Source organism: Nonomuraea sp. NPDC003709 (genome assembly GCF_040610775.1).
GTDB lineage: Bacteria > Actinomycetota > Actinomycetes > Streptosporangiales > Streptosporangiaceae > Nonomuraea > Nonomuraea angiospora_A.
Genome location: NZ_JBEXMW010000003.1, coordinates 223,011 through 245,192 on the forward strand (window position 1 = coordinate 223,011; position 22,182 = coordinate 245,192).

Consider the following 22,182-nt stretch of genomic DNA (forward strand, 5'->3'; position numbering starts at 1 on the left):
CGGGGACGCCGGTTCAGAAGTGCCAGGGGTACGGCGACCAGTCGGGCTCGCGCTTCTGCAGGAAGGAGTCGCGCCCCTCGGCGGCCTCCTCCGTCATGTACGCCAGCCGCGTCGCCTCACCGGCGAACACCTGCTGCCCAACGAGCCCGTCGTCGATCGCGTTGAAGGCGAACTTGAGCATGCGCTGCGCCGTCGGCGACTTGCCATTGATCTTGCGGCCCCACTCCAGGGCCGTGCGCTCCAGCTCCTCGTGCGGGACGACGGCGTTGACCATGCCCATGCGGTGCGCGTCGGCCGCCGTGTAGGTGTCGCCGAGGAAGAAGATCTCGCGGGCGAACTTCTGCCCGACCTGTCGCGCGAGGTAGGCCGAGCCGAAGCCGCCGTCGAAGCTGGCCACGTCGGCGTCGGTCTGCTTGAAGCGGGCGTGCTCGGCGCTGGCCAGTGTGAGATCCGCCACGACGTGCAGGCTGTGGCCGCCGCCCGCGGCCCAGCCGGGCACCACGCAGATCACGATCTTGGGCATGAACCGGATGAGCCGCTGCACCTCCAGGATGTGCAGCCGCCCGGTGGCCGCCGAGCCGTCGGCGTACTGGTAGCCGTCCTTGCCCCTGATGCGCTGGTCGCCGCCGGAGCAGAAGGCCCACCCGCCGTCCTTGGGCGAGGGGCCGTTGCCGGTGAGCAGCACGCAGCCGACGTCGGTGGTCTGCCTGGCGTGGTCGAGCGCGCGGTAGAGCTCGTCCACGGTCTGTGGGCGGAAGGCGTTGCGCACCTCGGGGCGGTTGAACGCGATCCGCACCGTGCCCTGGTCGACTGCCCGGTGGTAGGTGATGTCGGTGAAGTCGAATCCCTCGACCGCCTGCCACGCCTTGGGATCGAACAGCTCGGAGACCATGCGCCAGAGCCTAACGGATCTGACCTTCGGCCCATTCGGCCCACTCCTGCTGGGCCTTGCCCAGCCGCAGGCCGTATTCGAGGCTGATCCGGCCGTACGCCGAGAGGTTGTCCTCGCGGTTCTCGAGGAACTCGCGGAGGCCCTCCAGGTGCTCCACGTGCTTGCGGACGTGTTCGGCCTGGTGGCGGAGGTATCCGCGGGCCTGCTCGGGCGCGACCTGGGCCAGGAAGAACACGCGGAGCAGCATGTCGCTGCGCAGGACCCTGGTCGGCTCGACCTCGGTGATCCAGTGGCGCAGCTCGGCCAGGCCCGCCTCGGTGACCGCGTACTCCTTGCGGCCGCGCGGGCCCTCGGCCGACACGTCCACGAGACCCGCGTCGGCCAGTTTGCCCAGCTCCGCGTAGAGCTGGCTCTGTGTGGCGGGCCACACGTTCGACAACGAGATGTCGAACATCTTCATCAGGTCGTATCCGCTCGCGGGCCCCTCGGAGAGCAGTCCCAGCACGGCGTGTCGAAGGCTCATATTCCTATATTGACATATCAGCGCAGGATGTTCTAGCTTCGACATGTCAGTTTAGGAATGTGAAAGGACGCCCCACCATGCGCGGTCTGCTCGGCTTCCTGCCCTGGATCGTCTACGCGGTCATCGCGACCAGCGACGAGTGGCGCTGGGGCGCCATCACCGGGCTCGTCATCGCCCTCGGCCTCGTCGTCATCGACCGCAGGGCGGGCAAGGCCTGGGACGAGATGGTGATCGAGAGCAGCGCGGCGGTGTTCTTCGCCTGCCTCACGGCGCTGTCGCTGGTGGCCCCGCACTCGCCGCTCACTCCGTACGGCCCCGCGCTGGTCAACGTCTGGCTGGCGGGCACCGCCTGGGGCTCGCTGGCGATCCGCAGGCCCTTCACGCTCGGCATCGCGCGCACGATGGCGCCGAAGGAGGTCTGGGAGACCCCGCGGTTCTACCGCGTCAACGCGTTGATCACCACGGTCTGGGCGGCGGCCTTCACCGTCGCCGCGGCCTCCCTGACGCTCGTGCTTTCCGTCTCACCTCACGCGACGACGCTCGTCATCGCCATCAAGGTGCTCACATTCGTTCTGCCCGCCGTCTTCACGGCCTGGTACCCCAAGCGCGTGCGGCAGGCGCCGGCTAAGTGACCTCCGCTCGCAGCTCCGCGAGCAGTTCGCCCTGGTCGGCGAGCATGTCGGTGAGAATCCTGCGGGCAGCCCCGAGCAGGTCGGCCAGCTCGGGTGTGGCCAGCGTGTAGACGACGGTGCTGCCCTCGCGAATCGCGCTCACGATCCCCGCTCTGCGCAGGACGGCGAGCTGCTGGGAGAGGCTCGAGGCCTCGATGTCGATCTGGGCCAGCAGATCCCGGACGGGAAGCGGCCCTTCCTGGAGTAGCTCCAACACTCGGATGCGAGCGGGGTGGCCGAGCGTTCTGAAGAAGTCGGCCTTGGCCTGGTGGACCTCCACGTGCATATAGCCCAGACTAATCCAGCGCAGTTGCATAATTCTTCAAGTCGTAACGTTGTTGGATAGCATGACAGCGGGGACTAGGGAGTAGCCATGGGCCGAGGAAGAGCCAAGGCGAAGCAGACGAAGGTCGCTCGCCAGCTGAAGTACACCAACCACAGCATCGACTATGACCGGCTTCGCGAGGAGTTGGGAGCCGATGCGCGTAGCGAGGAGATCTATCCGCCTACGGCGTCCGAGCAGGAGTCCGAGCGCGCGCAGTGACGCGGGTCAGGTTCGCGGGTGCGAGCGTGACGTTCTTCAGCCGCCTGGCCTCCGGTGCCTGATCGGGTGCCGTGAGCTCCAGGCGGTGCAGTACCTCGCGGATGATGACCCGCATCTCCAGCAGCGCCAGCTGCGCGCCGACGCAGAAGCGCCGCCCGCCGCCGAACGGCATCCAGGCCCTGCTCTGGGGCCCGTCGAGAAAGCGCTCCGGGCGGAACTCGTCGGGTTCGGGGAAGGCGGCGGGGTCGTGGTGCACGAGCGGGATGAACGGTCCGGCGTACCATCCGGCGGGGATCTCGTACTCACCGAGTCGTAGCGGGGCGTCGAGCATTCTCGGCGCCTCGTAGACGACCGGCCTGACCCGCAGCACCTCCTTGACCACCGCGTCGAGGTAGGTCTCGTCGTCGGGGAGCCGGTCGAGGATCTCGGGCATGCGCAGGAGCCGTTCGAAGGCCCAGGCGAGGCCGGTGGCGGTGGTCTCGTGCCCGGCGAGGAGCATGGTGATCAGTTCGTCGCGGATCTCATGGTCGCCCAGCTCGGTGTCCAGCAGGCGGCCGAGCACGTCGGTGCCTCCTGGCGCGGCCCGGCGGCGGCGGATCTCGTCGAACAGGATCGCGTCCACCTCGGCGCTCACCCGTACGAACCGGGGGTAGGGCCCGAACGGGATCCTGCGGAACTTCTCCGGGAGCATGGGGATCAGCGGGGACCCGCCGGTCTCGATCAGGTGGGGCAGCAGCGCGCGGAGCCGGCTGACGCGCCCGGCGTCCCGGATGCCGAAGATCAACCGGATGATGATCTCCAGCGTGATGTCCTGCATGCGGTCGCGCAGCGCGAACGGCCTGCCCAGCGGCCAGGTCGCGATCCGCTCCGCCGCTATGGCCGCGATGTCGTCGCGGTAGCCGGCGACCTGCTTGGCGCGCAGCGGCGGGTTGAGCAGCTTGCGGTGCCGCCACCACGGGTCGCCGTCGAGCGTGAGGACGGAGTGCTCGCCCACCATGTGCGCGAGGAACTCGCGCCTCGCCTCGCCCGCGCGCCCGCCGCCGTGGTCGGTCCGGAAGACCTGCTCGGCCAGCTCTCCGGTGGTCACGTAGACCTCCGGCGGGAGGCCGGTGAAGCGGACCGTGAAGATCGGCCCGTACTTGCGCCGGAGCCTGGTGAGCATGCCGGGCGCGTCCCGGATGAACCATGCCGTCTGCACCGCCGAGGGGAGTCTCGGCCCTGGAGGAATCATTTCCGACCTTCCTTGTGTACGTACGTCCGTCATAGACGCTTGTATACATCTGTAGCATGGATCACGTGGCACGAACAGAGGCCGGTGGATACCGGGAGAGACTGCTGGCGGGAGCGGTGAGCTGCCTGCAGGAGAAGGGCTATGCCCGTACGACGGCCCGGGACCTGGTAGCCGCATCAGGTACCAACCTGGCCTCCATCGGCTACCACTTCGGCGGCAAGGACGCGCTGCTGAACGAGGCCCTCGCCGAGTTCTTCGACCAGTGGATCGCCGAGGTCGAGCGGGCGATGTTCAGCTCGGAGCCGGGCAGCGCGCGGGAGATGCTGGAGCGCGCCATGACGGAGCTGGTCGACAGGTTCGAGGAACTGCGGCCGCGGCTCGTGGTCTTCGTCGAGGGCTACCCGGCGGCGCTGCGCGAGAGCGTGCTGCGGGAACGGCTGGCCGAGTCGTACGCCCGCTGCCGCCGTGCGGGCGCCGACATGGTGCGCCGGGCCGTCGCCCAGTTCGACATCGAGCTGCCGGTGGCGCCCGAGGTGCTCGTGTCGGTGCTGGTGGCCATCACCGACGGGCTGCTGCTGCAGTGGCTGCTCGACCCGGCCGCCACGCCCAATGCCCGGCAGGTCGTCGATTCCCTCGCCGCTCTCTCGTCGCTCATCGCGTAGCAAGCCTCTGACCTGGGGAGGAATGTCACCGGCGGGGTCTGGTGGGTTCTTTTCGGTGACGAGGTGATCAAGACATGCGTGTGTCAATCGTGGGTTCTGGAAGACTCGGCGTGCCTCTCGGCCGCCTGCTGTCGACGGGCGGACACGAGGTGTTCTTCAGCGACGCCGACCCCGGCCGCGTGGAGGCGGCCACGGCGGCGACCGGCGGGCAGGCCCAAGGCGGCACGCCGAGCGAGGCCGCGCGGTTCGGCGAGGTCATCGTGCTGGCGGTGGGGTGGGAGGCGTTCCGCGCCGTGTCGGCGGAGCTCGACGGCGCGCTCTCCGGCAAGATCGTCGTCGACCCCAGCAACCCGATCGCCGAACGGGACGGCCTGTCCGTGGTGGTCGCCGTCCCCGGCGGGCTCACCAGCCCGCAGTACCAGCAGCACGTGCTCGGGGCGGAGGTCCGGCTGGTGCGGACGTTCAACACGAAGTACTCGAAGGAACTGCTGACGCTGGGGACGGTGGGGCAGCGGGGCGGGTCGCGGGCCGACATGCCCTACTGGGGGGACGACGAGGCGGCCAAGAAGGCGGTGGTGCCGCTGATCGAGGACGCCGGCTTCACCGCCATCGACGGCGGCGGCCTCTCCGACGCCCTCTGACCCCCCACTACGCCCGGCCACCGAACCCCCGCTCCCGGCCCCGCCACACGCCCCACCCGCAGCGCTGATCGCCGCCCGGGTGCCGTCGTGCGCATTGCGCTGCCGCCCACCGTCCCGCCGACCCGGCGCCGGAGGGTGTGGGCCGAGGTCGGCGAATGCGCGCTGGCCGACGGCGGACCCTAGCCCCCGTCGGAGCGTTTGCGGTGCCGGTTGTCGGCGCGCCGCGTCGGCGGGACGTGGTGCGGTGGGGCTCGGCGCTCTTGTGCGGTGGCGCGCCGGGGATGCGCCCCTGGGGCCGACGCGCGGGACGCCGTCCCCGGTGCCGGGTGGGGCGGGGGTCAGGTGGCGCAGGTGTCGTGGGTGGCGTCGAAGCCCTTGATCGACTCCGTGTCGTCCGCGCGCAACGGCTTCAGCCCCGTCCAGTCCGAGCCGATCACCAGCACCAGCCGGTTCGTCTGCGCCCCCGCCACCTTCCGCAGCGTGGAGTTCTGGAGGTCGTTGGTGAGGGTGGGGACGCGGGTCTCGCCGTTGGGCCCGTACAGGAGGGTGGTCTTGGCCTGCGGCTTGCGGGCCGAGTCGCCGATCTTGGTGATGTGGTAGCCGCGCTGCTCCAGGACGGCGGCCACCTGGGTGCCGAGGCCGCTGCGCCAGGTGCCGTTGCGGAGCTCGATCTGGATCTTGGTACGGCCCACCTTGGCCTGGCCGCCCTTGACACCCTGGACGCTCTGGTCCTTGGCCACGATCTGGAACAGGTGGCCGGCCTGTGGCTGCACCCACTCGACCCGGCCGGGCTGGGTGAGGGAGTAGTGCCAGGGGGTGGTGATGAAGCGGATCTGCCCGGCGTTCAGACCCTGGAGGCTGGTCGCGAGGTCCTTCATGACGCCGAAGTTCAGGCCGCGGTCGGTGGTCACCGCCTTGGTGCCGGCGTCGAGGATGCCCAGCAGCTTGGCGGGGTCGGTGAGCGTCTCGCCGCTCATGACCTTCTTGACCATCGACGCGATGAACATCTGCTGCCGCTGGATGCGCCCGATGTCCGAGCCGTCGCCCATGCTGTAGCGGGCGCGTACGTAGCCGAGCGCCTGCTCGCCGGTGAGCGTCTGCCGCCCGGCGGGCAGGTGGAGCAGGGCCTTCTTGTCGTTCACCGGCTCGGGCAGGCAGATCTCGACGCCGCCGATGGCGTTGACCATGCTCTTGAAGCCGGTGAAGTCGACCTTCACGAAGTGGTCGATGCGGATGTGGGTGAGCGTCTCGATCGTCTTCCAGGTGCAGGCGATGCCGCCGGAGTTGAACGACTCGTTGATCATGCCCAGGTGCGGCCGCTGGCCGGGCAGGCCGCCGGTGGCGCGGCAGGCGGGGAGCTGGACGAGCGAGTCGCGCGGGAAGCTGACGACCATCGCGTTGTCGCGCTTGGACGACACGTGCACGAGCATGATCGTGTCGGTGCGCTCGCCCGCGATGTGGTGACCGTACTTGGCGTTCTTGCCGTCGCGCTGGTCCGATCCGACGACCAGGACGTTCATGGCGGTGCCCGCGACCTTGGGCGGCCGGGTGGCGCCGAGGTCGTCGGCGGTGACGTCGATGTGCTTGACGTTGCCGGTCAGCTTCGCGTAGACGCCGACGGCCACGCCCGCGACCAGGAGGACCACGGTCACGGTGACCGCGATCGTCCAGCGCAGCCAGCGGCGGCGCCGCCGGGGTGGCGCGCTCGGTTCGGACGGGGGCGCGTCGACTAGCCCGCTGCTCACGTGACTCCAGAGGGACGGGGCCGCGGGTCGCCGCCCATGGCCAAGAGCCTCGCCGTACAGATCTCGGCCGGTTGAACCTGCCCGAGTGTACTCAGTCGGGCACCTTCATGAGGAACGATCTGTCCCCAACGTCGTCAGTCGGGCAGGTTAACGCGCAGTGAAACCGTGCCGCGCAGGTCGAGCCAGGCCGTACCCGGGCCGCGTACCAGCCGGAGGATCACCTCCTCGCAGCCGGGGCACCGGGCCACCAGCCCGGGGTCGGGGCCGTACACGCGGAGCGAGGCGACCGGGCCCGCGAGGCCGCAGCTCGCGCAGCGGCCGGTGGCGGCGGTGACGTCCACGGCGAAGATCTCTCCGAGCGGGCCCGCCAGCGCGTTGCCGTCGAGGTGTTCTGCGGTCATGTGAGCTCCCCCTATCCGAAGCGTTCGGTACGGATGCGCTCGGGCGCGTGCCCCAGCGCGAGCAGCAGGTCGGCCGCCGCCTCCACGAACCCTGTCGGCCCGCACACGTAGCAGTCGGGCTCGAAGGTCGCGGGCCAGCCGCCCTCGGCCAGATCGTCCAGCATGATCCGCCCCGCCGGGCGGGACACGCCGGACGGCGCGGACCTGGTGTAGAGGTAGGAGACGTCGAGCCCCGGGTCGGGGCGGCGCAGTTCCTCGGCGTAGTAGCGGCGGTCCGGGTCGCGCAGCGAGTAGAGCAGGCGGAACGGCACCCGGCTGCCCGCCTGCCTGCGCGCCCTGATCATCGCCATCAGCGGCACGATCCCCGACCCGCCGGCCACCAGCACGACCGGCGCCTTGCTCTCCGGCCGCCAGACGAACCAGCCGCCCACCGGGCCGCGCAGCTCGACCTGGTCGCCGACCTCGATGACCTCGGTCAGGTACGGCGACACCTCGCCGTCCGGCGCGGTCTCCACGGTCAGATCGACGAGGTCGCCGTCGGCGGGGCCGGCCAGCGAGTAGCTGCGCTGCGCGGTGTAGCCGTCCTCGGCCGTCAGCCGCACGTCCACGTGCTGCCCCGCCAGGTGCCCCGGCCATTCGGGCACCCGGAACCGCAGCGTGCGCGCGGTCGCGGTCTCGGTGACGATCTCGGCGAGCTCGGCCGCCCGCCAGACCAGGCGGCGCACCTCAGTCGCCCTCGTAGCGCTGCTCGCGCCACGGGTCGCCGTAGTTGTGGTAGCCGGCGGTCTCCCAGAAGCCGGGCCAGTCCTCGTTCAGCAGCCGGATGCCGCGTACCCACTTGGCCGACTTCCAGAAGTACAGGTGCGGCACGATCAGCCGGGCCGGGCCGCCGTGCCGCGGCTCCAGCTCCTCGCCGTCGAAGCGGTGCACGATCCACGCCTTGCCGTCGAGGAGGTCCTCGAGCGGGAGGTTCGTGGTGTAGCCGCCGTACGAATAGATGAGCGCGTATTCGGCGGCGGTCTCGACGTCCTCGAAGAGCACGTCGAGCGAGACGCCCTCCCAGGTGGTGTCCAGCTTGGTCCACTTGGTCACGCAGTGGATGTCGGCCGTGGGAGTCTCACTGGGCAGCGCCATGAACTCCTGCCACGACCAGCGGTGGGTCTGCTCCGCCTCGGTGTCGATGGCGAACTCCCACCGGTCCAGCGGCACCCGCGGCGTCGGCCCGGCCGACAGCACGGGGAAGTCGTCGACGAGGTACTGCCCCGGCGGCACCCGGTCGCCGTCCGGCCGGTGCCGTCCGCGGAAACCGCGCGAAATGATGTTCACGCCTCATTTCATCACGCGATCAGCTCTGACGCGGTGTCACCAGGCCCGACTCGTACGCGAAGACCACGAGCTGTGCCCGATCGCGTGCCCGCAGCTTGGTCATGGCCCTGCTGACGTGCGTCTTAGCGGTGGTCGGGCTGATCACCATGTGCGCGGCGATCTCGTCGTTGGACATGCCGCGGGCGACCAGCGCGGTCACCTCGCGCTCGCGGTTGGTGAGCACCTCCAGGCCCTGCGGGTCCGGCTCGGGGCGGCGGGCCACGTACTCGCCGATGAGGCGGCGGGTGATGGCGGGGGACAGCAGCGCGTCGCCGCGGGCCGCGACCCTGACGCCCTGCAGCAGGTCGGCGGGCTCGGTGTCCTTGACCAGGAACCCGCTCGCACCCGCCCTGAGCGCGTTGAAGACGTACTCGTCGAGGCCGTAGTTGGTGAGGATCACGACGTGGACCTCGCTCAGCCGCTCGTCGGCCGCGATGCGCCGGGTCGCCTCGATGCCGTCCATCACCGGCATCTGGACGTCGACGAGCGCCACGTCGGGCAGGTGTTCGAGGGCGAGGGCGAGGGCCTGCTCGCCGTTGGCGGCCTCGGCCACGACCTCGATGTCGTCCTCGGCCTCCAGCAGGGCGCGGAAGCCGCCGCGGATGAGTGCCTGGTCGTCCACGAGCAGCACGCGGATCACGTCGGTTCCCCCAGTGGAAGCTCTGCGCGTACGGTGAAGCCGCCCTCCGGGCGGGGCTCGGCCCGCAGCCGGCCGCCGAGCGCCGTGACCCGCTCGCGCATGCCGAGCAGGCCCACGCCGGGCACGGGCGGCGCGTCCCTGCTCGCCAGGCCGTCGTCGTCCACCTGCACGACGAGCTCGTCGCCGCCGAAGTCGACGCGTACGGACGCCGCCGCCCCGCCCGCGTGCCTGGAGACGTTGGTGAGCGCCTCCTGGACGATCCGGTACGCGGCCCGGTCGACCTCGGGCGGCAGCTCGTGCCGTACCCCCGAGATCGTCACCGTGGCGGCCAGCCCGGTCGAGCGGGCCCGCTCCACCAGGTCGTCGAGCCGGTCGAGCCGGCTGTCCTGCGCGCCGGAGCCGTCCGGGGCGTCGGTGTCGCGCAGCACCTCCAGCGTGGCGCGCAGCTCGCGCATGGCGTCCCCGCTGGCCTCCTGGATGGCCAGCAGCGCCCCTGGCACGTCCTCGCCGCGCTTGCGGGCCAGGTGCACGGCCACGCCCGCCTGCACCTTGATGACCGAGATGCTGTGCGTGAGCGAGTCGTGCAGCTCCCTGGCGATCCTGAGCCGCTCCTCGCCCGCGCGCCGGCGCGCGACCTCCTCGCGGGTGCGCTCGGCCTCCACGGCCCGCTGCTCGACCTGCTCCAGGTACGCCTGCCGCTGCCGGGTGACCGTCGCCGTCACCCCCGACGCCAGGAACCAGCCGAGCAGCAGCGTCGTTCCCTGGACGATGTCCTTGGGGCTCTGCCCGGTCGCGGTGGCCAGGTTGATCGCCAGGCTGACGCCCAGGAACACCGCGCTCGCCAGCGCGGGCAGCAGCCGGTGTCCGGCCCATACCGCGGCGAAGACGGCCATCAGCACGGGGAAGGCGGCGGGCGGGCCCGGCTGGGCGTGCACGGAGAAGACGAGCATGCTGACCGTGCCGACGACCAGCGGCACCAGGGGCGCGCGGCGCCACGCGACGAGGGAGAGCGAGCCGACCAGGACGGCGGCCAGGTCCAGGGCGCCCGCCTGCGGCGTGACCAGCACGGTGGCGGCCAGCATGACGGCCACGACGGCGGCGAGCGCGCTGTCCACGGCGAGCGGGTGCCATCCGCGCAGAAAGGTCATCTCTGCACATTAGAGCGTTGACCAGGGCACAAGCCTCGCCGCCTGGATGTAATTCCGGACTACTCCCGGCGCAGTACTCCGCACGAAGGTGCTTCCGGGGCGGTAGGTGCATGAGTCGACCACGGCACGACGCCACGAGGCATGAGAAGTACCACGATGTCCGGCTATGGAGACACAGTTCCGTTATGTCACGCCGGTGCAGCCGCAGGCGGCGACCGGCCGGGTGGCCCAGGTCTACGCGCAACTCGCGGACGACTTCGGCATGGCGCGCATGGCGGTCTTCCTGACGCTGTCGCCCGCGCCGGACGTGCTCGCCGCGACCTGGGCCAGCCTGCGCGAGTCGCTGCTGGCCGGGACCGCGTCCAGGACCGGGAAGGAGGTCGTGGCGCTGGGCGTGTCGTTGGCGAACCGGTGCCCGTTCTGCGTGGCCGCGCACACGACCCTGCTGCACGCGACCGGCGATCACCGGCTGGCGGAGACCATAGCCGCCGGCGGCACGCCCGACGACCCCGAGCACGCCGCGCTACTGGCCTGGGCCACGTCGCGGCGCGGCGCGGTGGAGATCGGGCCGGAGCACATCGGCACGGCGCTGACCTTCCACTTCATCAACCGCATGGCCTCGGCCCTGCTCACCGAGAACCTCCTGCCCGCGAACCTCCAGAAATCGCGCCTGGTCAGGAGCGTGGGCGGCCGGGTGATGGCCCGTACCGTGCGCAGGCGGCTGACACCGGGCGCGAGCCTGCCCCTGGTCGCGGACCTGCCCGCGCGGCCGGAGCCCGCCTGGGGCGCCGGCAAGGCCGTCGGCACCGCCTACGCCGCGCTGCGGGCCGCCGGAGCCGCCGGTGGGGAACTGCTCGGGGACGCCGCCCGCGCCGCCGTGGCGGACACGGTGGCGGCCTGGGACGGGGAGCACCCGCCCATGGGCGGCGCCTGGCTGGACGCGCCGCTCGCCGAGGTTCCGGCGGGGGAGCGCGCCGGGGCCCGGCTGGCCCTGCTCGCCGCGCTCGCGCCGTACCGGGTGACCGACGCCGACGTGGCCGCCTGGCGCGGCTCGCGGCCGGACGAGGACCTGGTACGGCTCTGCGCGTTCGGCGCGGCCTCGGCCATGGAACGCATGGAGACCTTGATCACTGCCTCAGGACACGGGGACGCCCTCCCCGCGCGAGCACTCTCGGGAGATGGATCATGACCGCGCAACACACCCTTGCCGTCCGGCCCGTGACCTGGCCCATGCGGGCGTTGACGGCCGTGGCGGGCCTGCACGTCGTCGCGCTGCTGGTCCAGGCGGTGACGGCGGGCCTGCTGCTCTCCATGCCCGGCGGCCGGGCGCTGCACATGGCCTCGGCGATCGCCCTGCTCGCCGTCGGGCTCGCGCACGTCGTCGTGGCGATCCTCGTCCGGTGGCCGGGCGGGGGGACCGCGAAGTTCATCGCTCCGGCCGTGGCGCTGCTGGTGGCCACGGTGGTGGCGGCGATCCTCGGCGCGGCCCACGTGAAGGCCGTGCACGTGCCGCTCGGGGTGATGATGTTCGGCGGCGGGGTCGCCCAGCTCGCCAGGGTCACCTCGCGGCGATGACATCCACACGACGCGACGTGCTGCGGCTGCTGGGACTGGGCGCGGTGGCGGTGGCCGGGGTGCCGGGCTGCTCGCTGATCGCCGGCACCCCGCAGCCGCAGCTCCTGACGAGCGCGGCGCCGCTGCCCAGGCCGTACGCGGTGCCGCTGCCGGTCCCGGAGACGGCCAAGCCGGTGCGCAGCGCGGGCGGGGCCGACTTCTACGAGCTGACCGAGCGGGCGGCCGAGGTGGAGGTGCTGCCGGGCCTACGTACCGGGATCTGGGGGTACGGGGGCACGTTCCCCGGCCCGACCATCGAGGCGCGCGCCGGGCGGCGGACCGTCGTGAAGCTGGTCAACCAGCTCGGCGAGCCGACCGTCCTGCACCTGCACGGCGGGCACACCCCGCCCGAGTCCGACGGCTTCCCCACCGACCTGGTGGCGCCGGGGGCGTCCCGCGAGTACGTGTTCCCGCTGGAGCAGCGGGCCGCCACGCTCTGGTACCACGACCATCGCATGGACTACACGGGGCCGCAGGTCTGGCGCGGGCTGGCCGGGATGTTCCTGGTGCGGGACGCGGAGGAGGAGGCGCTGCCGCTGCCCGCCGGGGAACGCGACCTGCCGCTGCTGATCTGCGACCGGTCGTTCGCCGCCGACGGCACGATGCTGTATCCGGCGCTGGAGGGCCGGCCCGGGGTGCGGGAGGCGTACATGGGGGGTGTGCTCGGGGACGTGATCCTGGTGAACGGGGCGCCGTGGCCCGAGCTGCGGGTGGCCAGGGCCCGGTACCGGCTGCGGCTGTGCAACGCCTCCAACGCCCGGACGTACGAGCTGGCGACCGGCGGGCCGCTGGTCCAGATCGGCTCCGACGGCGGGCTGCTGGCTCAGCCGCGTACGGTGCGGCAGCTCCGGCTGGCTCCCGGCGAGCGGGCCGACGTGGTGGTCGACTTCTCCGCGTACAAGGTGGGCCAGCAGGTCGAGCTGCGGAACCTGGCGGGGGAGGGCGCGCAGGCGAGGGTCATGCGGTTCGCCGTGGATCGGGACGAGAAGGACGAGTCGTCCGTGCCGGAGCGGCTGTCCACGGTGGAGGCGCTCGATCCCGGGAAGGCGAAGGTGACGCGGGACTTCGAGTTCAGCAGCGGCAGCATGCACGGCGGCACCGGTTGGCTGATCAACGGCAAGCCGTTCGACTCCAAGCGCATGGAGGCCAGGCCCAGGCTCGGGGACATCGAGGTCTGGCGGCTGACCAGCGACGTCGCGCATCCCGTGCACCTGCATCTCGACCACTTCCAGGTGCTGACGGTGAACGGTGAGCGCCCGCAGGGACCGCCCGAGTGGAAGGACACCGTCGAGCTGCGCGAAGCCCAGACCGTCGAGATCGTCACCAGGTTCACCGACTATCGGGGGCGGTACGTGCTGCACTGCCACAACCTCGAACACGAGGACATGGCGATGATGGCGGCTTTCGAGGTGGTATGACCCCGCGTCGGTCCACCGGGAGGGGGTGGGGTCATCGACAGTCGGGGCGGGCGCGCTCAGAATCGGGACCATGGGTGAGCCTTATGTCGGCGCCAGGACGCCGCGGCGGGAAGACGCCAGGTTGCTGACCGGTCGAGGCAGGTACGTCGGGGCGGTGCGGCTGCCGGGAACGGTCCACGCGTACGTGGTCCGCAGCCCCATCGCCCACGGCCGGCTGCTCGGCTGCGACGCCAAGGCGGCCTGGGCGGTCGAGGGCGTGCTCGACGTCATCACCCCCGGCGACGCCCCCGACCTGCGCCTGCCCTGCGTCCATCTGTCCCCCGGCCAGCGGCTGCAGTCCTACCGGGTGCTGGACGACGCCATCAGGTACGCGGGCCAGCCGCTCGCGCTCGTCGTCGCCCGCACCCCCGAGGCCGCCAGGGACGCCGCCGAGCTCGTCGACCTCTCGCTGGACGAGCTGCCGGCGGTGGTCGGGACGGAGCGGGCGATGCGGGACGGGGCCCCGCTGCTGTATCCGGAGTGGGGCACGAACGTGCTCACCGACTTCACGATGGGCGACGAGGACTGCGCCGCCTTCGTCGAGGGGGCCGCGCACGTCGTGGAGCTGACGTTCACGATGGGCCGCGTCTCGCCGCACCCGATGGAGCCGCGCGGCGTGGTGGCCTCGTACGTCGACGACGAGCTGACCGTGCACACCTCCTCGCAGGCGCCGCACCAGGTGCGCGAGCACCTGGCGGAGGCGTTCGGGCTCTCCCACGACCGGGTACGCGTCATCAGCCGCGACACGGGCGGCGGGTTCGGCGGCAAGGAGCACGTCTACCCGGACGAGGCGCTCATCTGCCTGGCCTCGATGCGCCTGGGCCGGCCGGTGAGCTGGTCGGAGTCGCCGGGCGACCGGTTGGTCGCCACGCTGCCGGCGCGGGCCGCCGTGCACCGGGGGCGGCTGGCGCTCGACGGGGACGGGCGCTTCGTGGCGATGTACGTGGACCTGGTCGGCGACATCGGCGCGCACCCCTCGAACGTGGGCGCGTCGACGTTCGCGGTGACGGCCACCCTGCTGCCGGGGCCGTACCGGTTCGACCGCGTGGCGGTACGCGTGCGCGGCGTCGTCACGAACACCACCCCGACCGGCTCCTACCGCGGGTTCGGGCAGCCGGAGGGCAGCCTGACCAGGGAGCGGCTGATCGACGAGGCGGCCCGCAGGCTGGGGATCGACCGGGTCGAGCTGCGGCTGCGCAACATGCTGGGGCCCGGCGAGCTGCCGTACACGAACCGCGTCTACCAGCGCTACGACTCCGGCGACTACCCGCACGCCCTGCGTACCCTGCGCGACCTGGTCACCCCGGTCGAGAAGGCCGACGGGCGCAGGCGCGGCATCGGCTACTCCTGCCATGTGGAGACCACCGGCATGGGTCCCTCGAAGGAGTTCAGGGACGCCGGCATCCAGGCGGGCGGCTACGAGTCGGTGTTCCTGCGCATGGAGCAGGACGCGTCCGTGGTCGTGTCGTCGGGGGTGGTGTCGATAGGGCAGGGCATCGAGACGGCGCTGGCCCAGCTCGCGGCCGACCGGGTCGGGGTGCCGATCGAGCGGGTACGGGTGGTGCTGGGGGACACGGCGGCCACGCCGTACTCGTCGGTCGGGTCGATCGCCAGCCGCTCGCTCGTGGTCGGCGGCGGGGCGCTCACCCGGGCCGCGGAGCGGCTGCGCGGCAAGCTCGTGGCCCTGGCCGCGCACCGCCTGGAGGCGGCCCCCGGCGACCTGGAGATCGCCGACGGCGTGGTGCGGGTGAAGGGCGACCCGGCGGCGTCTCTCACGCTGCGGGAGCTGGCCACGTCGGCGTGGCGCGGCTGGGACCTCCCCGAGGGGGTCGAGCCGGGCCTGGAGGAACGGGTCAGCTACGACCCGGACGCCTACACGTTCGCCTACGGGGCCCACGCGGCCGCCGTGGCCGTGGACCCGGAGACCGGGGCCGTCGAGGTGGAGCGCTACTGGGTCGTCAACGACGCCGGGGTGCTGGTCAATCCGGCCGTCGTGGAAGGCCAGATCCGTGGCGGCGTGGTCCAGGGGATCGGCCAGGCGCTCACCGAGGAGATCGTCTACACCCCCGAAGGCCAGCCCATCACCGACTACTTCCTGCCGACGACGCGGGAGGTGCCGGACATCGAGGTCGTGATGCTGGAGACGCCGTCGCCGCTGACGCCCGGCGGGATGAAGGGGGTGGGGGAGTCGGGCACGATCGGTCCTCCGGCCGCCATCGCCAACGCCGTGGCCGCCGCCCTCCCGGAGATCGCCGGCCGGATCACCGACGTCCCCTTGACCCCGTACTCGCTCTGGTCCCTGCTCGCGGGGGTGGCCGAGACCTCGTGAGCCGGTCGCGTCGCCGGGCCTCGGCAGCGGCGACGCGAACAGGGCCCTCAGGAGCCAGTGGTCATGGCCGGACCCACAGGATGTCCTTCAACTCCTTGCCCGCCCGCGACAGCGCCTGCTCCAGCGCTTGCATCCCCGCGGTCTTGGGCTTCGGCGGCGGCTCTCCACGCCGGCCCGGCCGCCGGGCGGCGGCGGGGGGCTGGGAGTCGATCTCGGGTGTGTTCTCGTCAGTGCTCATGGCAGGGCCCATACCCGTCGTTTCGGGCGGCGGTTAAAAAGAATTGCGATTTCTCACCGAAGATTCGACCCAAAAGGCCTCCCCGTGCGTACAGGTTTCGACGGCCATGTACGTCGACCCAAAGGCAGGCTCTCTTGTTGAGTGAAACGCGCATTCGCTGTCCCTCTGTCCCGGAAGCCCGGCAAACACAGGAAAGAGATGCCATGACCACGCTGCGATCAGCTCGTCGGAGCCGGATGCAGTACGTGTGGCCGCTGCGCGAGGACGTCCGGACGGTGCGCCACGCACGGGCGATCATCCGCGAAGAATTGTCGGCACTCTCCCTTTGTTCGGATCTCGTTGACGACGCCGTCCTCATGGTGAGCGAATTGATCACCAATGCTCTGATGTACGGTGACGGCCCGTACGAACTGGCCCTGCACATCGACGCGAAAGAGATCATGTGCGTGGTCGTGGACAGCAGTCCGCTGCTGCCGGAGCCCGCCCCGCCGGACGAGCGGGCCGAGCATGGGCGGGGGCTGCGGATCATCGCCAGGCTCTCCGACGGGTTCTACGGCTGCCATCCCCAGCGCTACGTCACCCACCCTGATCTCGTCGGCAAGGCCACCTGGTTCGCGCTGCCGCGCAGCGGGGCGCCCGGCAACGTGGTGCCGATCAGGGCCGGGACCTAAACCTCCGATTTGAGTCAGGAAAAATCGGGACTTTCCGACTAAATCCGGTTAATGTGTCAGCCGCAAGCCGGGGATGATCTTCGTTGCGTGACGGAGCCCCGGCAGTTCTGGAGGCTGAAATGTCAGGCTGGAACTTGCGGACCGGCGCGTCGACGGCAGCGCTCGCGCTCGTCACCACCACGCTCGCCACGACCGTGGCCACGGGTACCGCATCGGCGGATGCCGCCGTCTTCTACGTGGACTCCGTCAACGGCAACGACTCCGCCTTAGGCACCTCGGAGGCCACCGCGTGGAAGACCCTCACCAAGGCGACGGCGGCGAATCTGCCCGAAGGCGCCAAGCTGTTCTTGAAGCGCGGCAGCAGGTGGAAGGGGCAGCAACTCGCGATCACCGAGTCGGGCACGGCGCAGGCCCCGATCGTCGTGGACACCTACGGCACGAGCAGCGCCAGGCCGATCGTCTCCGGGGACAACGAGGCGTGCGTGAGCCTGGACGGCGACCACATCGAGGTCTACAACCTCCAGGTGGGAGTGCCCCAGGACGACGGCCGCTGTTCGTGGGCCGGCGTGAAGGTGACGGGCAACGACAACGTCGTCGAGCGCAACTACATCACGGGCGCCGCGGCCGGGGTCTACATCGCGCCGAAGGCGCAGCGTAACGCGGTGACGGCCAACGACTTCATCGACAACAACTTCATGAGCAAGAACACCGAGGAGCCGGGCAACGACGACTCGGGCGCGTTCGCGATCCTCGTCCAGGGTGACAACTCCGACATCGGCTGGAACGAGTTCCGCGGCTCGATCGCGACCAGCTACGACTACGGGTTGGACGGCGCGGCCGTGGAGATCTTCCTCGGCTCCGACAACCGCATCCACCACAACATCTCGGTGGACAACGAGACCTTCACCGAGCTCGGCACCAGCCACGGCGTCGACGAGAACGGCGACCCCGAGGACCCCGACGGCACCTCGGGCAACGTCTTCGAGTACAACGTGATCACCGGCCCCAAGACCGGCGCGGCCCTCGTCACCCGCGGCCCGCAGGAGCCCGGGGAGGACCCCGACCCGAACGGACCCGTGCTGGGCACCGTGTTCCGCAACAACTCCGTGTACCTGCCCCAGGCGGGCTCCCAGGGCGTCGTCTGCGACGCCGGCTGCACCAACGCCCACCTGTCGATGTCGCAGAACATCATCCAGGTCACGGCCAAGACCGCCTACGGCCCGAACGTCACCGACAGCCACCACAACGTGTTCTTCGGCGCCTCGCAGCACCAGATGGGCGGCCACGACAACATCACGGCCGACCCGCGGTTCAACCTGTCGAACACCGCCAACCCGCTGAGCCTGCGTGCCGGGAGCCCGGCCATCGACTTCGGGATCACCAAGTTCAGCGACAGCGACGTGACCGGCCGGGCCATCGACGGCAGTGATGGCGCGGTCGACGCCGGAGCGTACGAGTACGACAAGTAAGTCCCTGCGATTTGTCGCCACCGTCCTCTACTCTCCGGGGCAAGTGATCAAGCCCGGCAAATCAGGAGAAGTACGGACATGACCTACCTGGAGCTGTCAGAGGACGGCGGCGGATCGCACAAGTTCTACGACGTGACCGTGGCGGGCACCCGCGTCACGATCACCTACGGACGCATCGGCGAGAGCGGCCAGACCAAGGTCACCGACTTCCCCACCGTGGCCAAGGCCCAGGCCGCGGCCGCCAAGAAGATCGGCGAGAAGACCCGCAAGGGGTACGCCGCGGCGGTCCGCGGGGTGCGCCAGCGCCGGGCCGTCACCCACCGGGCCATCCCCAGCACGCAGTCGACCGCCCAGCAGGCGCCGGTCCTGTGGCGCTTCGACAGCGGGGCGTCGGCGTTCGGCATCTTCGTGGACGACGAGCGCTGCTGGGTCGGCAACCAGCACGGCGACGTCTACACCGTCACCCACTCCGGTACCGTGACCGGCCGCTTCAAGCTGCCCGACGGCGTCAAGTGCATCGTGGCCGACGACTTCTGGATCTACGCGGGCTGCGACGACGGCCGCGTGTACGACCTGAGCGGCAAGGTGCCGAGGTCCGCGTACGAGATCGCCACCGACGTGGACATCTACTGGCTCGACATCCACGACGGCGTGCTCGGCGTCTCCGACCGCGCCGGCGGGGTCACCACGATCGACTACGAGGACGAGTTCCAGTGGTCGCGCGGCGTCGCCGGCGACTCGGCCTGGATGGTCAGGTGCGACGAGGACTCCGTGTACCACGGGCACTCCAAGGGCGTGGCCCGCTACGACGTCCAGGACGGCACGCCCGTCTGGCAGACCGCCCTCGGCGAGCAGGTGCTGTTCGGCTGGCAGGAGGCGCACTCCGTCTACGCCGGCACCGCCCGCGGCTCCGTGGGCCGCGTGATCCGTCTGGCCAAGGGCGACGGCCGGATCGAGGCGGCCTACCAGTGCGACGGCGCCGTCTACTCCTGCGCCACCTCGCCGGGCGGCCGCCACGTCTTCGCCGGTGACAACCACTCGTCGGTCTACTGCTTCGACGCCTCCGGCGAGCGGCTGTGGAAGCTCGGCACCGGCTGCGGATCCGCGTTCTCCATGCAGTTCCTGGACGACCGCCTCTACATCGTCACCACCGACGGCTCGCTGGCCTGCATCGACGCCAGTGAGGCGGCCATCGCCGCGGCCCGCACGGGCACCGTGCCGCAGCCGCTCGACGTCAAGGCGGCCGCGTCGCTGCAGGTGGTGGAGCCGTCGGTGACGCTGGAGACCACCACCGACGCGGGCGACGGCGTGGTGGTGGAGTGCTTCAAGGAGGGCGAGCGGCTGCGGGTCCGCGTCGTCAGCCCCGGCTTCGAGACGTGGAACGTGCAGTTCCCCAAGGACATCCGGGAGGCCGGAGCCCGCTACCTCGTCGACGGCGTGCGCTCCGCCGGCCGGGGCGGCTTCTACCGCGCGTACGGGGACATCCGCCGGCTGCTCTGACGCTCACGCGGCTCTCGCGGGACGGACGGTCGCCAGGACCAGGAGCCCCGCCGCCAGGCCGGTGACGGCGCTCGCCCGGTAGACGTCGTCGAGCGCGGCGTACGGCGCCAGGCCGTCCTGGTACAGGATGCCGAACACGGCGACGCCGAGCGCGTAACCGAGCTGCCTGAGCGTGTTGACGGCGCCCGCGGCCATGCCCGCGCGGTGCGGAGGGGCGTACGACATGGCGGCCGAGCTCAGCGACGGGATGGACAGCCCCACGCCCACCCCCGTCACGATCAGGCCGGGCACCAGCGCGGTCCACGACGAGTCGGCGTCGAGCGTGCCCTGGAGGAAGGCGCCCGCGCCGATCAGCAGCAGCCCGCCGCCGATCGCCGCCCTCGGGGACAGCCCGGGGAGGAGCCGGGCGGCGGCGACCGAGGTCACCAGGGAGGCGAGGGCCATCGGCGACAGCGCCAGCCCCGCCATCACCGGGCCGAGCCGGAGGTCCTGCTGCAGCCAGAGCGAGGTGAACGCGAGACAGGCGAACGCGGCGGGCACCAGCAGCATGGCGCCGGTCATGATGCCGCTGAACGACCGGTTCGCGAAGAGCCTGAGGTCCAGCATGGGGTGGTCGCCGCGCGTCTCGATGACGCCGAACACCGCGAGCGCCACCGCCGCCGCGGCCAGCGGCACGAGCGTCCGCGCCGACGTCCAGCCGTGCTGCCCGACCTCGATGAGCCCGTACGTGAGCGCGCCCGCCGCCACCGTGAACGTCACCATGCCCGGCCAGTCGAGCCGCCCCTTGCCGGGCCGGCGCGACTCCTCGACCGTGCGCAGGGTCAGCCAGACGGCACCCAGGCTGATGGGCAGGTTCACCAGGAAGATGGCCCGCCAGTGCAGGTGCTCGGTGAGCAGGCCGCCGAGCACGGGGGCGACGGCCGCGGCGGCCCCGCTGACGCCGCCCCACACGCCGAACGCGATGCCGCGCTGCCTGCCGTGATAGGTGGCGCTGACCAGGGCCAGGGTCGTGGCCATCATGGCGGCCCCGCCCGCGCCCTGGATCACGCGGGCGGCCAGCAGCACGCCGCCGCTGGGCGCCAGCCCGCAGGCCAGCGAGGCCAGCGCGAACACGATCAGCGCCCACAGATAGACCTTGCGCTGTCCCGCGTGATCGGCGAAGGAACCGGCGGCGAGCAGCAGGGCGGCCAGGGCCAGCGCGTAGCCGTCCAGCAGCCACTGGGTGCCGGTGAAGGACATGTGAAGGTCGTCGATGATGTCGGGGAGCGCGACCATCACGATGGTCACGTCGACGAGGAGCATGAAAGCGCCGGTGCACGCGGCCACCAACGGCCACCAGCCGGTCCTCGTCGCTGCGGAGGTCTGGGTCATGGGGGATAAGATCGGGCCCGCATGGGGATATTCGCCAGCAGAAGCAGCACTTCTGGCGCTTTTCCCCGCGAGCTAGCCTGTGATGGTGAAAAACATCGCGCTGGACGAGCTGGACCGAGGGCTCCTGCACGCGCTGCAGGTGGACGGGCGGGCCGCGTTCAGCCGCATCGGCGAGGTGCTCGGCGTGTCCGACCAGCGGGTGGCCCGCCGCTACCGGCGGCTGCGCGCCAGCGGCACCGTACGGGTGGTCGGCGCCGTGGACGGGCGGCGGCTCGGCTTCGAGTCGTGGTCCATCAGGTTGCGGTGCACCCCCGACGCGGCGGTCTCGATCGCCGAGGCGCTCGCGCGGCGCTCCGACACGTTCTGGGTGAATCTCCTGTCCGGAGGCACCGAGATCTCCTGCACCACGATCCAGCGCACGGCCAAGGAGCGCCAGTCGCTGCTGCTGGGCAGGCTCGCCAAGACCGACCGCGTGCTGTCGGTCACGGCGCACCGGACCCTGCACAGGTTCGTCGGCGGGCGGGTCGGCTGGGCCGGGCTGGCCGCGCTCTCCCCCGAGCAGGCGGCGGGCATCGAGGAGGGACGGGCGTTCGCCCGCCATGCCGAGGACGAGGAGATCACGCTGGGCCCCGGTGACGACGCCCTGCTGGAGGCGCTGTCGCGGGACGGCCGGGCGCCCTACGCGGACCTGGCCGCGGCGACGGGCTGGTCCGAGTCGACGGTCCGGCGCCGGGTGGAGCAGCTCTACGGGACGGGGGCGCTCTTCTTCCACCTCGACGTGATGCCCGTGCTGCTGGGCCACCGGGTGGAGGCGCAGCTGTGGATGTCGGTGCCGCCGGCCGAGCTGGACGCCACCGGGCGGGCGCTGACCTGGCACCCGGAGGTCGCGTACGTCGGCGCGACGACGGGCCCCGCCAACCTGATGGCCAACATCGTGTGCCGCGACGACGCGGCGTTCTACCGCTACCTGACCGAGAGCCTGGGCGCGCTGCCCGCGATCGGGCGCATCGAGACCGCGCCGATCATCAGGACCGTGAAGCGGTTCGGGGCCGTGCTCCCGCTCTGACCCG

24 protein-coding genes are annotated in these 22,182 nt (G+C 71.3%); 12 read left to right on the forward strand and 12 right to left on the reverse strand.

Annotation, left to right across the window (positions count from 1 at the left end; translation table 11 throughout):
• Positions 1–13: 13 nt before the first annotated feature.
• Together ABZX61_RS09710 and ABZX61_RS09715 are read right to left on the reverse strand one after the other, a co-directional pair.
• Positions 14–892, reverse strand: coding sequence for a 1,4-dihydroxy-2-naphthoyl-CoA synthase (locus ABZX61_RS09710; protein WP_355193061.1), 879 nt, complete (start codon positions 890–892; stop codon positions 14–16).
• Positions 893–902: 10 nt separating this feature from the next.
• Positions 903–1,415 carry a PadR family transcriptional regulator gene (locus ABZX61_RS09715; RefSeq protein WP_350724009.1) on the reverse strand — a complete coding sequence of 171 codons (513 nt, stop codon included), beginning with the start codon at positions 1,413–1,415 and terminating at the stop codon, positions 903–905.
• A gap of 77 nt (positions 1,416–1,492) precedes the next feature.
• On the opposite strand from ABZX61_RS09715, the gene ABZX61_RS09720 reads away from it, so the two are divergent.
• Positions 1,493–2,047 (forward strand): hypothetical protein, encoded by a 555-nt coding sequence (locus ABZX61_RS09720; protein WP_355193063.1) that lies wholly within the window; start codon positions 1,493–1,495, stop codon positions 2,045–2,047.
• Here the strand turns inward: ABZX61_RS09720 and ABZX61_RS09725 are convergent.
• Positions 2,040–2,372 (reverse strand): metalloregulator ArsR/SmtB family transcription factor, encoded by a 333-nt coding sequence (locus ABZX61_RS09725; RefSeq protein ID WP_090938046.1) that lies wholly within the window; start codon positions 2,370–2,372, stop codon positions 2,040–2,042. The two genes, ABZX61_RS09720 and ABZX61_RS09725, sit on opposite strands and share 8 nt — an antisense overlap.
• 87 nt (positions 2,373–2,459) lie before the next feature.
• On the opposite strand from ABZX61_RS09725, the gene ABZX61_RS09730 reads away from it, so the two are divergent.
• Positions 2,460–2,630 carry a DUF3073 family protein gene (locus ABZX61_RS09730; RefSeq protein ID WP_350724005.1) on the forward strand — a complete coding sequence of 57 codons (171 nt, stop codon included), beginning with the start codon at positions 2,460–2,462 and terminating at the stop codon, positions 2,628–2,630.
• Here the strand turns inward: ABZX61_RS09730 and ABZX61_RS09735 are convergent.
• Positions 2,593–3,861 (reverse strand): cytochrome P450, encoded by a 1,269-nt coding sequence (locus tag ABZX61_RS09735; protein ID WP_355193066.1) that lies wholly within the window; start codon positions 3,859–3,861, stop codon positions 2,593–2,595. The two genes, ABZX61_RS09730 and ABZX61_RS09735, sit on opposite strands and share 38 nt — an antisense overlap.
• 65 nt (positions 3,862–3,926) lie before the next feature.
• Here ABZX61_RS09735 and ABZX61_RS09740 point away from each other — a divergent pair, with 65 nt between their 5' ends.
• Together ABZX61_RS09740 and ABZX61_RS09745 are read left to right on the forward strand one after the other, a co-directional pair.
• Positions 3,927–4,523 carry a TetR family transcriptional regulator C-terminal domain-containing protein gene (locus ABZX61_RS09740; protein WP_355193068.1) on the forward strand — a complete coding sequence of 199 codons (597 nt, stop codon included), beginning with the start codon at positions 3,927–3,929 and terminating at the stop codon, positions 4,521–4,523.
• 74 nt (positions 4,524–4,597) lie between these two features.
• Entirely contained in the window at positions 4,598–5,164 is a 567-nt protein-coding gene (locus tag ABZX61_RS09745; protein ID WP_355193070.1) for an NAD(P)-binding domain-containing protein, read from the forward strand.
• A gap of 338 nt (positions 5,165–5,502) precedes the next feature.
• Here the strand turns inward: ABZX61_RS09745 and ABZX61_RS09750 are convergent, their stop codons facing one another.
• From ABZX61_RS09750 to ABZX61_RS09775, 6 genes are all read right to left on the reverse strand, one after another.
• The gene (locus ABZX61_RS09750; RefSeq protein WP_355193072.1) at positions 5,503–6,909 is read right to left on the reverse strand and encodes an LCP family protein; all 1,407 of its coding nucleotides are present in this window, start codon (positions 6,907–6,909) and stop codon (positions 5,503–5,505) included.
• A gap of 134 nt (positions 6,910–7,043) precedes the next feature.
• Positions 7,044–7,310 (reverse strand): DUF6510 family protein, encoded by a 267-nt coding sequence (locus ABZX61_RS09755; RefSeq protein WP_185069447.1) that lies wholly within the window; start codon positions 7,308–7,310, stop codon positions 7,044–7,046.
• A gap of 11 nt (positions 7,311–7,321) precedes the next feature.
• Positions 7,322–8,035, reverse strand: coding sequence for a ferredoxin reductase (locus tag ABZX61_RS09760; RefSeq protein ID WP_355193074.1), 714 nt, complete (start codon positions 8,033–8,035; stop codon positions 7,322–7,324).
• Position 8,036: 1 nt separating this feature from the next.
• Positions 8,037–8,636: a sulfite oxidase-like oxidoreductase gene (locus tag ABZX61_RS09765; protein WP_355193076.1), complete on the reverse strand. Its 600-nt coding sequence runs from the start codon at positions 8,634–8,636 to the stop codon at positions 8,037–8,039.
• A gap of 19 nt (positions 8,637–8,655) precedes the next feature.
• Positions 8,656–9,315: a response regulator transcription factor gene (locus ABZX61_RS09770; protein WP_350723993.1), complete on the reverse strand. Its 660-nt coding sequence runs from the start codon at positions 9,313–9,315 to the stop codon at positions 8,656–8,658.
• On the reverse strand, positions 9,312–10,463 hold the full coding sequence (locus ABZX61_RS09775; protein WP_355193078.1) for a sensor histidine kinase: 1,152 nt from the start codon (positions 10,461–10,463) through the stop codon (positions 9,312–9,314). The genes ABZX61_RS09770 and ABZX61_RS09775 overlap by 4 nt, the downstream gene beginning before the upstream one ends.
• A gap of 166 nt (positions 10,464–10,629) precedes the next feature.
• Between ABZX61_RS09775 and ABZX61_RS09780 the strand changes: the two genes are divergently transcribed.
• The 4 genes from ABZX61_RS09780 (at position 10,630) to ABZX61_RS09795 (ending at position 15,863) form a co-directional block, all read left to right on the forward strand.
• Positions 10,630–11,652 (forward strand): carboxymuconolactone decarboxylase family protein, encoded by a 1,023-nt coding sequence (locus ABZX61_RS09780; RefSeq protein WP_355193080.1) that lies wholly within the window; start codon positions 10,630–10,632, stop codon positions 11,650–11,652.
• On the forward strand, positions 11,649–12,038 hold the full coding sequence (locus tag ABZX61_RS09785; RefSeq protein WP_350723988.1) for a hypothetical protein: 390 nt from the start codon (positions 11,649–11,651) through the stop codon (positions 12,036–12,038). Before ABZX61_RS09780 ends, ABZX61_RS09785 begins: the two co-directional genes overlap by 4 nt.
• Positions 12,035–13,495: a multicopper oxidase family protein gene (locus ABZX61_RS09790; protein ID WP_355193083.1), complete on the forward strand. Its 1,461-nt coding sequence runs from the start codon at positions 12,035–12,037 to the stop codon at positions 13,493–13,495. Before ABZX61_RS09785 ends, ABZX61_RS09790 begins: the two co-directional genes overlap by 4 nt.
• Before the next feature lie 70 nt (positions 13,496–13,565).
• Positions 13,566–15,863 (forward strand): xanthine dehydrogenase family protein molybdopterin-binding subunit, encoded by a 2,298-nt coding sequence (locus ABZX61_RS09795; RefSeq protein WP_355193084.1) that lies wholly within the window; start codon positions 13,566–13,568, stop codon positions 15,861–15,863.
• 61 nt (positions 15,864–15,924) lie between these two features.
• On the opposite strand, the gene ABZX61_RS09800 is transcribed toward ABZX61_RS09795, so the two are convergent.
• On the reverse strand, positions 15,925–16,101 hold the full coding sequence (locus tag ABZX61_RS09800) for a hypothetical protein (protein ID WP_355193086.1): 177 nt from the start codon (positions 16,099–16,101) through the stop codon (positions 15,925–15,927).
• 203 nt (positions 16,102–16,304) lie between these two features.
• On the opposite strand from ABZX61_RS09800, the gene ABZX61_RS09805 reads away from it, so the two are divergent.
• From ABZX61_RS09805 to ABZX61_RS09815, 3 genes are all read left to right on the forward strand, one after another.
• Complete coding sequence (locus tag ABZX61_RS09805) at positions 16,305–16,772, forward strand: ATP-binding protein (protein WP_355193087.1); 468 nt, start codon at positions 16,305–16,307, stop codon at positions 16,770–16,772.
• A 119-nt stretch (positions 16,773–16,891) separates the two neighbouring features.
• Entirely contained in the window at positions 16,892–18,241 is a 1,350-nt protein-coding gene (locus tag ABZX61_RS09810) for a hypothetical protein (RefSeq protein WP_355193090.1), read from the forward strand.
• 78 nt (positions 18,242–18,319) lie between these two features.
• Positions 18,320–19,741 carry a WGR domain-containing protein gene (locus tag ABZX61_RS09815; RefSeq protein ID WP_355193092.1) on the forward strand — a complete coding sequence of 474 codons (1,422 nt, stop codon included), beginning with the start codon at positions 18,320–18,322 and terminating at the stop codon, positions 19,739–19,741.
• A gap of 3 nt (positions 19,742–19,744) precedes the next feature.
• Here the strand turns inward: ABZX61_RS09815 and ABZX61_RS09820 are convergent, their stop codons facing one another.
• A complete protein-coding gene (locus tag ABZX61_RS09820; RefSeq protein WP_355193094.1) occupies positions 19,745–21,112 on the reverse strand; it encodes an MFS transporter in 1,368 nt (455 codons plus the stop codon).
• Between the two features lie 82 nt (positions 21,113–21,194).
• Here ABZX61_RS09820 and ABZX61_RS09825 point away from each other — a divergent pair, with 82 nt between their 5' ends.
• Positions 21,195–22,178 (forward strand): AsnC family transcriptional regulator, encoded by a 984-nt coding sequence (locus ABZX61_RS09825; RefSeq protein ID WP_350723974.1) that lies wholly within the window; start codon positions 21,195–21,197, stop codon positions 22,176–22,178.
• Positions 22,179–22,182: the final 4 nt, after the last annotated feature.

What these genes read in the sequence shown, in the direction of transcription:
- ABZX61_RS09710 (WP_355193061.1), bottom strand. Translation starts at nt 892, where the DNA reads ATGGTCTCCGAGCTGTTCGATCCCAAGGCGTGGCAGGCGGTCGAGGGA.
- ABZX61_RS09715 (WP_350724009.1), bottom strand. Translation starts at nt 1,415, where the DNA reads ATGAGCCTTCGACACGCCGTGCTGGGACTGCTCTCCGAGGGGCCCGCG.
- ABZX61_RS09720 (WP_355193063.1), top strand. Translation starts at nt 1,493, where the DNA reads ATGCGCGGTCTGCTCGGCTTCCTGCCCTGGATCGTCTACGCGGTCATC.
- ABZX61_RS09725 (WP_090938046.1), bottom strand. Translation starts at nt 2,372, where the DNA reads ATGCACGTGGAGGTCCACCAGGCCAAGGCCGACTTCTTCAGAACGCTC.
- ABZX61_RS09730 (WP_350724005.1), top strand. Translation starts at nt 2,460, where the DNA reads ATGGGCCGAGGAAGAGCCAAGGCGAAGCAGACGAAGGTCGCTCGCCAG.
- ABZX61_RS09735 (WP_355193066.1), bottom strand. Translation starts at nt 3,861, where the DNA reads ATGATTCCTCCAGGGCCGAGACTCCCCTCGGCGGTGCAGACGGCATGG.
- ABZX61_RS09745 (WP_355193070.1), top strand. Translation starts at nt 4,598, where the DNA reads ATGCGTGTGTCAATCGTGGGTTCTGGAAGACTCGGCGTGCCTCTCGGC.
- ABZX61_RS09755 (WP_185069447.1), bottom strand. Translation starts at nt 7,310, where the DNA reads ATGACCGCAGAACACCTCGACGGCAACGCGCTGGCGGGCCCGCTCGGA.
- ABZX61_RS09775 (WP_355193078.1), bottom strand. Translation starts at nt 10,463, where the DNA reads ATGACCTTTCTGCGCGGATGGCACCCGCTCGCCGTGGACAGCGCGCTC.
- ABZX61_RS09780 (WP_355193080.1), top strand. Translation starts at nt 10,630, where the DNA reads ATGGAGACACAGTTCCGTTATGTCACGCCGGTGCAGCCGCAGGCGGCG.
- ABZX61_RS09785 (WP_350723988.1), top strand. Translation starts at nt 11,649, where the DNA reads ATGACCGCGCAACACACCCTTGCCGTCCGGCCCGTGACCTGGCCCATG.
- ABZX61_RS09790 (WP_355193083.1), top strand. Translation starts at nt 12,035, where the DNA reads ATGACATCCACACGACGCGACGTGCTGCGGCTGCTGGGACTGGGCGCG.
- ABZX61_RS09795 (WP_355193084.1), top strand. Translation starts at nt 13,566, where the DNA reads ATGGGTGAGCCTTATGTCGGCGCCAGGACGCCGCGGCGGGAAGACGCC.
- ABZX61_RS09800 (WP_355193086.1), bottom strand. Translation starts at nt 16,101, where the DNA reads ATGAGCACTGACGAGAACACACCCGAGATCGACTCCCAGCCCCCCGCC.
- ABZX61_RS09805 (WP_355193087.1), top strand. Translation starts at nt 16,305, where the DNA reads ATGACCACGCTGCGATCAGCTCGTCGGAGCCGGATGCAGTACGTGTGG.
- ABZX61_RS09810 (WP_355193090.1), top strand. Translation starts at nt 16,892, where the DNA reads ATGTCAGGCTGGAACTTGCGGACCGGCGCGTCGACGGCAGCGCTCGCG.
- ABZX61_RS09815 (WP_355193092.1), top strand. Translation starts at nt 18,320, where the DNA reads ATGACCTACCTGGAGCTGTCAGAGGACGGCGGCGGATCGCACAAGTTC.
- ABZX61_RS09820 (WP_355193094.1), bottom strand. Translation starts at nt 21,112, where the DNA reads ATGACCCAGACCTCCGCAGCGACGAGGACCGGCTGGTGGCCGTTGGTG.
- ABZX61_RS09825 (WP_350723974.1), top strand. Translation starts at nt 21,195, where the DNA reads ATGGTGAAAAACATCGCGCTGGACGAGCTGGACCGAGGGCTCCTGCAC.